The 11,181-nt window shown below is 76.1% G+C and carries 8 protein-coding genes; 4 read left to right on the top strand and 4 right to left on the bottom strand.

Features of this window, described 5'->3' with window-relative positions:
• Positions 1-195: 195 nt before the first annotated feature.
• Entirely contained in the window at positions 196-684 is a 489-nt protein-coding gene (locus IF09_RS0136480) for a hypothetical protein (protein WP_051833529.1), read from the top strand.
• A 106-nt stretch (positions 685-790) separates the two neighbouring features.
• Here the strand turns inward: IF09_RS0136480 and IF09_RS0136475 are convergent, their stop codons facing one another.
• The 4 genes from IF09_RS0136475 to IF09_RS0136460 form a co-directional block, all read right to left on the bottom strand.
• The gene (locus tag IF09_RS0136475) at positions 791-5,494 is read right to left on the bottom strand and encodes a hypothetical protein (RefSeq protein ID WP_030303381.1); all 4,704 of its coding nucleotides are present in this window, start codon (positions 5,492-5,494) and stop codon (positions 791-793) included.
• A gap of 77 nt (positions 5,495-5,571) precedes the next feature.
• Complete coding sequence (locus IF09_RS0136470) at positions 5,572-6,474, bottom strand: hypothetical protein (RefSeq protein ID WP_030303380.1); 903 nt, start codon at positions 6,472-6,474, stop codon at positions 5,572-5,574.
• Positions 6,471-6,593 carry a hypothetical protein gene (locus IF09_RS48155; protein ID WP_267882202.1) on the bottom strand — a complete coding sequence of 41 codons (123 nt, stop codon included), beginning with the start codon at positions 6,591-6,593 and terminating at the stop codon, positions 6,471-6,473. The genes IF09_RS0136470 and IF09_RS48155 overlap by 4 nt, the downstream gene beginning before the upstream one ends.
• Positions 6,590-8,095, bottom strand: a complete 1,506-nt coding sequence (locus IF09_RS0136460) for a hypothetical protein (protein WP_030303378.1) — start codon at positions 8,093-8,095, stop codon at positions 6,590-6,592. Before IF09_RS0136460 ends, IF09_RS48155 begins: the two co-directional genes overlap by 4 nt.
• Positions 8,096-8,268: 173 nt before the next feature.
• On the opposite strand from IF09_RS0136460, the gene IF09_RS0136455 reads away from it, so the two are divergent.
• From IF09_RS0136455 to IF09_RS0136445, 3 genes are read left to right on the top strand one after another with little or no spacing between them, the layout of a single operon-like run.
• Positions 8,269-9,027, top strand: coding sequence for a LamB/YcsF family protein (locus IF09_RS0136455; protein ID WP_030303376.1), 759 nt, complete (start codon positions 8,269-8,271; stop codon positions 9,025-9,027).
• The gene (locus tag IF09_RS0136450; RefSeq protein ID WP_030303374.1) at positions 9,024-9,641 is read left to right on the top strand and encodes a 5-oxoprolinase subunit B family protein; all 618 of its coding nucleotides are present in this window, start codon (positions 9,024-9,026) and stop codon (positions 9,639-9,641) included. The genes IF09_RS0136455 and IF09_RS0136450 overlap by 4 nt, the downstream gene beginning before the upstream one ends.
• The gene (locus tag IF09_RS0136445; RefSeq protein ID WP_030303372.1) at positions 9,638-10,507 is read left to right on the top strand and encodes a biotin-dependent carboxyltransferase family protein; all 870 of its coding nucleotides are present in this window, start codon (positions 9,638-9,640) and stop codon (positions 10,505-10,507) included. Before IF09_RS0136450 ends, IF09_RS0136445 begins: the two co-directional genes overlap by 4 nt.
• Positions 10,508-11,181 lie beyond the last annotated feature (674 nt).

The following is an 11,181-nucleotide window of genomic DNA, read 5'->3' as shown; positions in this document are numbered from 1 at the left end:
CACATCCGGTCAAGAGCGGCCCGTTATGTGGCAGATGACACTTGGTGGGGTGTGAGTTCCCGCAACCTGATGGATGGCTGGAATTCTTCGTTCCGGGATGGGCAGGTGCTGGGGGAGGAGTCCGGGATACGGGAATCTCTCGACGGCGTCGAACGTCTACCTGTTCGAGGGGATTCGTCGGGGTGGGAGCGTGCGATGGGGATGTACGAGGACACCGGCACGGCGGTGGGCGCGCCGGGGCGGTCGCTGTGGGAGGAAGAGCCGGCCCGGCGGCGCAGGATGCCGGACCCGGTGCGGGACGCGGCCGTGCGGGCGGTGCTGATCGTGGCCGTCACGCTGACCGACGCGACGGTCACCTTCTTCCTCACGCTCACCGGCTCCTGGCTGGCCCTGCCGATGGGGATCGGCGCGATAGCCGGGACGGTCGTGGCCACCTGGGGCGTGCTGGACGTGCTGATCACCCGGCAGATGTGGAACCAGCGGTACGGGGTGGTGTCGGTGCCGAGCAGCACGGCTCGGGACCGCCGTCGCGAGCGGCGCCGGGCGGGCCGCGAGGCCCGTGCGGAGGCGGCCGGCGGGGCGGACCGAATACGGCGGAGCGGCGCGGGCTCGGGCGCCCGGCCGGCCATGTGGCCGCCTCCGGGCGCGGACAGGCGCTATCAGGCGAGTTCGGGCCGGGGCTGACCCCTAGGGGCCCCTGCGGGTCCTCGGCGGGGCGGTGGGAGCCCCGCGGAGGCCCGGCGGGCCGGGCCGGCGTACGGCCGGCCCGCCGGGTGCTCCCGGGCTGCGGTCAGGAACCGACCGTGGAGCGGCGGAACATGCGGGTCGCCGTGATCTCGCCGTGGATGGTCTCCTCCTCCGGGGACTGCTGGGGCAGGCCCGGGCGCAGGTGCTCCTCCACGCTGATGTACTTCAGGCCCGCCCGCAGGTCCGCGTCGTTGCGCAGCCGGATGACCAGCGGGAACTCGGCGAGGGCCGTGGTGTCGAAGAGGCCGGTCGTGTAGAGCAGCTGGACGCCGAGCGCGTCGGAGACGGCGCGCTGGAGTTCCAGCAGGTACGTGGCGTTCGCGCGCCCGATCGGGTTGTCGAGGAACAGCGTGCCCGCGTGGCGGTGCTTGTCACGGCCGCGGTCGTTGCTGCGCAGCGCCGCCATCGTGCAGTACAGGGCGATCGCGGCGGTCAGCAGCTGGCCGCCGGAGAAGACGTCGCCCATCTGCCCGACCGGCACGCGCTCGGCGCGCAGCACCGCGTCCGGCTTGAGGATCTCGACCGAGATGCCCTTGGGTTCCAGGGCGGCCTGGACTCCGCGCAGCAGCAGCGACATGCCGTCGCGGCGGCCCTCGCCGAAGGAGGCGCTGCTGTTCTTCTTCACGGCCGCGCGGGTGGCCTCGTCGATGACTTCGCCGAGGCGCTCCGTGAGGGTGGCCTGGTCCGGCTCCTCGAAGCGGATGCGCAGGAACTCCTGGCCCGACCACTCCCCCAGCCCCTCGGGGAGCTGGGAGAGCCGCTGGGCGGAGCGCAGCGTGGCCAGGGCGGACTCCACCAGTCCGCGCAGCCGGTCGACGATGCTGTCCCGGTTGCGCTCCAGCTGGGCCAGTTCGTCGGTGAGGACGCGCAGCCGGGGCGCGAAGGCCGCCGCCCAGGCGGCGGCGTGCTCGGGCAGGGCGGAGGCGGGCAGTTCGCGGATCTGCTGGCGCGCAGGGGTGCGTACCTGCTCGTAGCGGTTGGCGTTGGCGTGGCGGACCAGGATGTCGCTCGCCTCGCGCACCGCCGCCTCGGCGGCCGAGAGGTCGGCCGCGCAGCCGCGCAGGGAGCGGCGGGCCTCGGATGCCGACTGCCTGGCCTCCTCCAGCGTGCCCGGGTGGGCCGCCGGCTCCTGCTCGTCGTCCTGGTGGGTGTGGTCGCGCAGCAGGTCCCGCAGCATCGCCGCGGTCTCGTCGAAGCCTCCGGCGCCGTCCTCGGCGGTGCGGTGGGCGCGCAGCAGGTCGGCGTGGGCGGCCCGGGCGGTCTCCACGGCCGCGGTGTGCGCGGCGAGCTGGGCGGTGGCGGTGCGCAGGAGGGCCTGCGCCTGCTCCACGTCGCCGGGGATCAGCTCCTCCGGCAGGTCGGTGTGCGCCTCGCCCTCGGTGGGGGCGAGCCGTTCGGCCTCGCCGCGCAGCCGGCCGAGCTGCTCGCTGGCGGCCTGCGCGCGGGTCTCCAGCATCTGCACGAGGGACTCGGCGCGGGCTGCGGCGGCCTGGCGGGAGGGCCCGTCGGCGCCGTCGGTGCCTTCGAGGAGCTGGGCGGCGCGGGTGCGGACCTTGTTGGTGAGGCGGTCGAGCTCGGCGAGGGCGGCACTCTCGTCGCTCTCGGCGCGGGCCTGCTCGGCGCGCAGGTCGGCGCCGACGCCGACCTTCTCGTACAGCCGGGAGGCGGCCCGGTAGGCCTCGCGGAGGTCGGGCAGCGGTGCCTTGGCCGTGCCGTCGTCCTCGGGCAGGGCCTCGGGGGCGCCGGCGATCTCGGCACGCTCGGCGCGCAGCGCGCGGGCGGTACGGCGGGCGTCGTCGGCGGCGCGCTGGGCTGCGCGGCGGTCCTCGTCGGCGGCGCGGGCCCGGTCCAGGCAGACCTCGGCGCGGGCCTCGGACTCGGCGGCCTCGTCGGCGAGTTCGCGGACCTTGGCCTGCCAGCCGGCGCGCTCGCGCAGGCGGAAGGCGAGCCCCGCGAGGGCGTCGGCGGCGCGGCGGGCCCGCTGGGCGGTGTCCTGGCGCTCGTCGCGGACGCGGGCGGCGTCGGCGGCGGCCTCGTCGGCCTCGGCGCGTACGGTACGGGCCTCCGCCAGCTCGGCGTCGGCCTCCTCGGCGAACGCACGGGCGGCCTCGGCCTGCTGCGCCAGCTCGGCGAGGCGGCCGGGGGGACAGCCGGTGCGCCAGGAGGCGAGGCGGGCGGCGAGTTCGCGGTCCCCGGCGAGGCGGGCGGCCAGGTCGCGGATCTCGGTGTCGCGGGCGGTGGCGCGGGTGCGCAGCGCCTGGCGCTCCTCGTCGGCGGCGTGCTCGTCGTGCATGGCCGGGTTCGGCGGGACGAGGAAGACCCCGGTGTCGGAGTGGTCGGCGGGCGGCACGGGCGCCAGCAGTGCGGCGGCCGTACCGACGGCCACGGTGGAGCGGGGCAGCAGGGCGGCCGCGGAGAGGACCTCGCGGGCCCGGGCGTGGGTGTCGGGGTCGGTGATGACGACGCCGTCGACGAGCTCGGGGCGGGCGGCGAGGACGGCGGCGTGGTCGGCGGGGTCCACGGACTGGGCGAGGTAGCGCCAGCCGGGCAGGGCCGGGATGCCGTGTTCGCCGAGGTACTCGACGGTGGCGAGGACGTCGGGGCCGGGCGGCAGCAGTCCGCCGTCGCCGAGCGCGCCCAGGATCCGGGCGTCGTCGGCGGCGGCGGTGCGCAGCTCGAACAACTGCCGCTCGGCCGCCCCGACTCCGCGGGTGAGCATCTCGCGCAGTTCGTCGGCGTTCCGGTCGAGGTCCTCGACGGTCAGCCCCTCGCCTCCGGCGGTTGCGGTCGGGGCCGGTCCGTCACCGGTGGAGCCGTGCCCGGCTCCGGCCGGGCCGGGCTGCGTGCCGGACGCGGCGCCGGGCGTGCCCGTACGGGGGTGGGGGAGGAAGGTTTCGGGGACCGGCGGGAGGCCCAGGAGTTCCGCCAGGCGGGGGGAGGCGGCCAGGGAGGCGGCCGCCCGGTGCTCGGCTGCGTGCGCCGCCTCGGCCGCATCGGCGGCGTCCGCGGCCCGCGCGGCGGTGAGTTCGGCGCGGGACTCCGCGGCGGCGGCCTCGCGGGCGGCGTCGGCGGCGGTACGCGCGGCCTCGCGGGACTCGTCCCAGGCGGCCACGGCGGTCTTCTCGGCGTCACTGGCGGCGAGGGCCGCGCGCGCCGGGTCCGCGTCGGGCGCCGAGTCGTCGAGCCAGCCGGCCCGGACGGCCTCGGCGGTCTCCTGCTGGACCTCGGCGAGCCGGGCCCGCAGGTGTTCGGCCTCGCTGCGGGCGCGCTGGGCTGCCGTGGCGGCGGCGGTGGCATCGCGGTGGGCGGCCTCGCCCGCCTCCTGGAGGCCGGCGGACCGCTCCTCCTCCTCGTTGGCGACCCGCTCCCCGTCCTCGGCTGCGGTGTGCAGGGCCCGTACGAGCGCGGCAGCGGCCGTGGCGCGGGCGGCCAGCGCCGGGGCCGCGTCCCGCTCGGCCTCCAGGATCGCCGCGGCGACCCGGGCGGAGCGGTCGGACGCGGCGCGGTGGCGCAGCACGATCTCGGCGGCCTGCCACGCGGAGTGCAGGGTGCGGGCTTCGAGGAGCTCGCGGCGCTGGGCGGCGGCGGCCTTGTCGGCGACGGTCAGCGCCAGCGAGGCGTGCCGGTAGGCGAGTTCGGCGGAGACGGCGGCGCTGCGGGAGCGCGCGGACTCGGCGGAGGTGACCCCGTGGGCGGCTCCGGTGACCCGCTGCGCGAGGTCGGCGGCGCGGCCGCGCTCCTCGGCGGCGCGGGCCGACAGCCGCCGGGCGAGGGTCCGCGTACGGCGCTCGGCGCCCGCGTGGACGTCGCGGAGCCGGGAACGGGTCTCGGCGGCTTCGACGATCTTGGTGAGCAGGTCCACCGAGCCGGCGGTGAAGTCCCGTTCGGCCATCAGCTCGGCGCGGCGGCCGAGCTTGTTGCCGAAGCCGTGCACCAGGTCGGCGAGGCCGTCGGTGTCGCGGGTGTCGGTGACCGCACGCAGCAGCAGGTCGGTGAAGTCGGAGTCCTTCTTGACCGCGAAGAGGCCGGCGGCCTCGCCCTCGTCGGCGTTCATCTCGCGCTGGTAGCGGAAGAGTTCGGGGTCGAGGCCGAGCTCGGTGAGGTGCTCGTTCCAGCGGTCGTGGATCTCCTCGAAGTACACCTCGAGGTGCGGGTACGCCTTGCCGGCCTCGGTGAGGGCGTCGCGGAAGCCCTTCATCGTTCGGCGCCGGCCCTGGGCACCGGAGGCGCCTTCGACGGGCGGGCGGACGGCGGTGGCCTCGGCGACGGGGAGGTTGTCCAGGCTCAGGCCCGGCCCGGGGCGGAAGGAGTACCAGGCCTCGGCGAACTTGCGCGGGTCGTTGGAGACCTGGCGGCCGCGCCACTCGCTGACCTTGCCGACGACGACGCACTCGCCGGTCTGGGTGTGCTGCCACTCCAGGGCCACGTGCCCGCAGTCGTCGGCGAGCAGGAACTTGCGCAGGACGCCGGAGCTGGCGCCGCCGAGGGTGTTGCGGTGGCCGGGCAGCATCACCGAGAAGATGAGCTTGAGCAGGACGGACTTGCCGCCGCCGTTCTCCAGGAAGAGCACGCCGGCGGGCGCCGGGCGGCGCGGCGGGCCGGTGGGCTCGTCCTCGAAGAACTCCGCCTGGGCGGGTGCCGGGTGGGGCACCGGCTCGCCGACTCCGCGCAGGTCGAGCACGGTGTCGGCGTAGCGCGCACCGGCGGGCCCGATGGAGTAGAGGCGGATCCGGGACAGCTCGTACATGGCGGCGGACTCTCGTTGTTTTCTCGGTGTGTCTCGGTACGTGGGGCAGGTCGGGCGGCGGTGCTCGGCGGCGGGACTCAGGCGTGGAAGGGCAGGCCGGCGTCGGCGGCGAGCTCCAGGTCGTCGCCCTCGGGCGGCGGGAGGAGGCTGGCGGAGCCGTCGCTGACGGGGACCACGCCGAGTTCCAGGAGCTCGGCCATGGCCGCGCTGCCCGCCATGTCGCGGACCTGGAGCTGGTAGCGGGGGGTGGTGCGGTAGGTGCCGCCGGCGTCGTCGCCGGTGCGCTGGAGGAACCCGGAGTCGGTGAGGAAGGCGGCGGCCTTGCCGACGATGCCCGTGGTGGAGCCGGCGAGGCGGCGCGCGTCCTTGGTGGCGCCGGTCGCACTGCGGCGGGCGTAGACGCGCCAGGCGGCTTCGAGGCCGGGGGCGCCGGTGGCCGGGTCGGTGTTCTCGCCGAGCTCCTCGGCGCGCTCCTCGAGGCGGCGGCAGGTCTGCCGGACGAACGCGTCGACCCCGTTGACGGTGACGCGGCCGATGTAGCCGTCGTCGGCGAGGTCCTCGGGCCGCGGGAAGGCGAGGGCGGCGACGGCGAGGTGGGCGAGGCCGTGCAGGAAGCGGTCGGCGGAGTCGGCGGTGGTGCGGCGGGCGTAGTCGCCCATCCGGACGGCGAAGACGGAGTCCTCGCCGGCGGCGACGGCCATGCCGGCGCGCGGGGACACCTCGAGGACGACGAGACCGAGGCCGGTGGCGACGGCGTCGGCAAGACGCCCGAAGGCCGGGTCCTCGCGGTAGCGGCGCAGCAGTTCGGCGTACTCGGCGTCGCGGGCCGGGAGCAGCTTGGGCTGCAGCCCGAAGGCGACGAGCCGGGCCGCGTCCGCGGCGTCGGCGGGGGTGACGGACCCTCCGGGGGCGGGCGCGACGGGAGCCGACGGCGCGTCGGGCTCGCTCCACGCGGGGTTCTCGGCGTGGTGGTCGCTCACGGGTGGATCTCCTCGGCGGTGGGGTGGTCGTGATGTTCGGCGCCGGGGCGCCCGGCGGTCGGACCGGCGGCGACACCGGTCCGCGGGCGCGGGCGGCGGCCCGGGCGGACGGCGGTCACGCCGCCTCCGTGCGGTCCGCGGTCATCGCGGCCGCGTCCAGGAGGGCCGTGCCGACGATCAGGTCCGCGCCGCCGAACTCGGGGTCGTCGAGCTCCGTGCCGTCGTCCACGGCGAAGAGCAGCCGCTCCTCGCCCTGCCGGTACGCCGTGCCGACCGCCGGGCTCGCCGCGTGGACGGCCAGCAGGGCCACCAGGTACGGCAGGTCCGGGTCGCTGCGCCGAGCCTGCGCGAGCAGCCCGGACAGGCGGCGCGGGGCGTCGTGCGGCAGGTCCAGGAGCTCCATCGCGGCGGCCAGCTGCTCCTCGCTGAAGCGGCTGTCGTCCGGGGTCGCGATGAGGTCCGGCTCCGGCATCTCCGCGCCGAGGTGCTCGCGCTCCACCGGCGGCGTCAGCAGTATCTCGACGAGGTCGGCGACGCGCACCGAGACGGGCGTGCGCAGGCCCGCGCCCGCGGCGAAGAAGGCGTCGGTGACCCGCCCGGCCTGCGCGACCGGCAGCGGCAGGATCGGGGCGACGAGCTGCCCGTACAGGTCGATCCCGGAGCGCGGGGCCGGCGCCGCGAAGGCCTGCCGGTCCTGCTCGGCACGGAACAGCGGGCCCGCGTCCAGCAGTCGCGACTGGAGCTGGGTGTGGCGGCGGATGCAGTCCTTGACGATGTCGACGAGCTCGGCGGCGCGCCGCTTGTTCTCCGGATCCTCCGCCTCGTCGCGCGCCCGGCGGATGTTCGTCAGGATCGCGTTCTCGTGCCGGTAGCGGTCGGCGACGTGGTCGAGGGCCTCCTCGATCATGTCGGGCACGGACTGCAGCCAGTCCACCGCCCGGACGTTGCGCCGGGTGGCGTCCAGCGTGCGGCGCAGCGTCTCGGCGTACTGGACCGTGCGGTACCGGGCCTGCTCGGCGGCGAGCTGGGCGTCCGCCAGCCGGCCCCGGCTGATCAGGACCTCCAGCTTCACCTCGGCGGCGATCTGCGCGCTGGTGACGTCCGTGTCGAGGGCGCCGACCAGCACGTTGACGGCTTCGTCCGTCGTCCGGAGGTAGACCGCGCCGCCGTAGCCGGGGACCTCTTCGATCAGCTTGAAGTCGTAGTCCCGCCGGACGTACACCCCGTCGGGGCCGAACGTGCCGTAGATCGCCCGGAAGCCCCGGTCCACGCTGCCGACGTTGATCAGGTTCTCCAGCACCCAGCGGGCCACCCGCTCGTGCTCGGCGGCCGGTCGGTGCGGTGCCTGCGCGGCGATGCGCGGCAGCAGCCGGGCCACTATCTGCTCGTGGTCGGCGCCGGTGTCGAAGTCCATGTTGAGCGTGACCAAGTCGATCGCGGCGAGCGCGACCTCCGCCATCGCGTAGATCCCGTACTCGCCGGCGAGATTGGCCTTGCGTACGTCGAGGTCGTGCAGCGGGGCGGTGCAGGCGAGCGCGCGCAGCCGCCGGGCCAGGCCCTCGTCGGCGGCCGGGCCCGGCGCCGGGGACGGAAGGGTCTTCGCCGGGGCAGGGAGAGTCACGGACAAAGACTAGGCGCTGACACCGACAACATCCCAAACGGCATGGTTCGGCCGGATCAGTCCCGGGCACCTGCAGGCGTGTCACAGACCTCCCGCCGAACGCGCGGCCGAACCCCGTCACCGCCGTGCGGGCGCTGTTCTACGCTCACGGCATGGCTGCCATGATCACACCTCTGATCGATCTCAACGCCGACCTCGGCGAGGGCTTCGGGCGCTGGACGCTGACCGACGACGAGGCCCTGCTGTCCGTCGTCACCAGCGCCAACGTGGCCTGCGGTTTCCACGCCGGGGACCCGTCCATCATGCGCCGGGTCTGCGAGCTGGCAGCGGAGCGGGGCGTACGGATCGGCGCGCAGGTCTCGTACCGGGATCTGGCGGGCTTCGGGCGGCGCTCCATGGACGTGCCCGCGGGCGAGCTGGCCGACGAGGTGGCGTACCAGATCGGGGCGCTGGAGGTCTTTGCACGGGCGGCCGGCTCCCGGGTGTCGTACGTGAAACCACACGGTGCGCTGTACAACCGCACGGTCCACGACGCCGGGCAGGCGGGCGCCGTCGTCGCCGGCGTGCGGACGGCCGCCGGGCCCGACGGCCTGCCGGTGCTCGGCCTGCCGGGCTCGCTGCTGCTGGCCGCCGCCGAGGCGGCGGGCCTCACGGCCGTACCGGAAGCGTTCGCCGACCGGGCGTACACGCCGGCCGGGACGCTGGTGCCGCGCAGCGAGCCGGGGGCGGTGCTGCACGACCCGGACGCCGTGGTCGCCCGCGCGGTCGGGATGGCGACCGAGGGTGCGGTGACGGCCGCCGACGGCTCCCGGGTGGCACTGGAGGCGCGCTCGCTGTGCCTGCACGGGGACACCCCGGGGGCGGCGCAGCTCGCCCTGCGGGTCCGCGAGGCGCTGGGCGCGGCGGGCGTCCGGGTGGAGGCCTTCGCGTGAGGCCGCTGGTGGTGGGCGGTGAGGCGCTGCTGATCGAGCTGGACTCGGCGGCGGAGGTGGCCGCGCTCCACGCGGAGCTGCTGCGGCGGCGGGACCGGGGCGAGCTGGGAGCCGTACGGGACGTCGTGCCCGCCGCGCGGACCGTGCTGCTGGACGGCGTGCGCGAGCCGCGTGCACTCGCGGATCGGATCGCGCACTGGGAGGTGCCGCCGCTCGCGGAGGCCGAGGGGCCCCTGGTCACCGTCCCGGTGCGGTACGACGGGCCGGACCTGGCGGAGGCGGCCCGGCTGTGGGGGGTCGCGGAGCGGGAGGTGGCGGGCATCGTCGGGGGGACGGTGTTCCGGGTGGCTTTCTGCGGGTTCGCCCCGGGCTTCGGGTACCTGACGGGGCTGCCGGAGCGCTACCACCTGCCGCGGCGGGGCACGCCCCGTACGGCCGTCCCGGCGGGCTCGCTGGCGCTGGCGGGCGAATACGCGGGGGTGTACCCGCGCTCCTCCCCCGGCGGCTGGCAGCTGATCGGGACGACGGACGCGGTGCTGTGGGATCCGGAGCGGGAACCGGCGGCGCTGTTCGCGCCGGGGGTACGGGTGCGGTTCGAGGAGGTGGCGGGGTGAGCGGTGCTGCGCTGGAGGTGCTCCGGGCGGGGGCGCTGACCACGGTCCAGGACCTGGGGCGGCCCGGGTACGCGCATCTGGGGGTGCCCAGGTCGGGCGCGCTGGACACGGGGGCGCACGGCCTGGCCAACCGGCTGCTGGGCAACCCGCCGGAGGCGGCCGCGCTGGAGACCACCCTGGACGGGGTCGGCCTGCGGGCGCTGACGCCCGTGACCGTGGCGGTCACGGGCGCTCCATGTGCGGTACGGGTGTCCGGCCGGGCGGTGGCCTGGGGAGCCCCGGTCCGGCTCCGGGCCGGGGCGGAGCTGGAGGTCGGCCGGGCGGAGTCGGGGGTGCGCAGCTACGTCGCGGTGCGGGGAGGGTTCGCCGTACCACCGGTCCTGGGCAGTCGCTCGACGGACCTGCTGTCGGGGCTGGGGCCGGGCGTCCTGTCGGCCGGGACAAAGCTGCCCGTGGGTCCGCCCGGGCCGGATCCGGTCAGCGGGGCGGATGCGCTGCGGGTGCCGGGGGCTCCGACCGAGCTGGTGCTGCCGTTGCGGCTGGGGCCGCGGGCGGACTGGTTCGAGCCGGCTTCGCTCGCGGCCCTGTGGCGCGCGGAGTTCCGGGTCTCGTCGGAGTCGAACCGCATCGGACTGCGCACCGAGGCCGGGGCCCCGCTGATCCGCAGCCGCGGCGGTGAACTCCCGAGCGAGGGCATGGTGCTGGGCGCGGTCCAGGTCCCCCCGGACGGCCTGCCGGTGGTGTTCCTGGCCGACCACCCGGTGACGGGCGGCTACCCGGTCGTAGGCGTGGTCCCCCCGGGCCCACCCCTGAACGCAGCAGCCCAGGCCAGACCGGGGGTGGGGGTGAGGTTCGTGCGGGGGTAGGCGGAGGGGGCATGCGGGGCGGGGGCTGGGGGGCGGCGGTCTGTGCGCTCGGCGCCGGCGGTGCCGGCCGGGGGACGGGGGGCGGACCCACGCACTCGGCGCCGACGGGGCCGACCGGAAGACAGGGGGCGGATCCACGCACACGGCGCCAGCGGTGCCGACCGCAAGACGGGGGGCGGACCCACGCACACGGCGCCGGAAGGCGCGATCGGGACGCCGAGGGCGGAGTTCGTGCATTCGGCAGCAGGAGAGCGGATCGGGAGGGCGGGGGAGCTGGGTGCTCGGGGTCGGTAAGGCGACAGCCCCGATCAGAGATGCCGCCCGGCAGCCCCTGTCGTCCGGAGCCAGTCCCCAGGACCACCGAGCCGGAGCAGGATGGGGCCACAGGGAGGCCACGGTCCCCTGAAGGGCCCATAGGCACCCTTTCCGGACCCAGCACGCAGGGTCAACGTGCACGCGACAGCGACCAGATGACCAGGCCGGTAGGAGTGGGCCCGCGGGCGCCCCAAATCGCTACGCGCTCCTCTCTGCGCGGCGTCCGACGGCCGTCTGGGGCTGGACATAGGCCGCCCAGCCGCCTCCGGGGGCGGGTTTTCGGGCGGCTGCACGCTGCTGGGGGCGAAAAGCGGGCCAGACGGAGTCTGATGCCGGATTTCTCAACCTCTCACTCCGAC

The organism is Streptomyces katrae (assembly GCF_000717655.1).
Lineage (GTDB): Bacteria > Actinomycetota > Actinomycetes > Streptomycetales > Streptomycetaceae > Streptomyces > Streptomyces katrae_B.
Note: the sequence above shows the minus strand (reverse complement) of the source record. Positions and strands in the feature narration are given on the sequence as shown.

Bases quoted from the DNA above. Each gene is read 5' to 3' on its own strand.
- IF09_RS0136480 (WP_051833529.1), top strand. From the start codon at position 196: ATGGGGATGTACGAGGACACCGGCACGGCGGTGGGCGCGCCGGGGCGG.
- IF09_RS0136475 (WP_030303381.1), bottom strand. From the start codon at position 5,494: ATGTACGAGCTGTCCCGGATCCGCCTCTACTCCATCGGGCCCGCCGGT.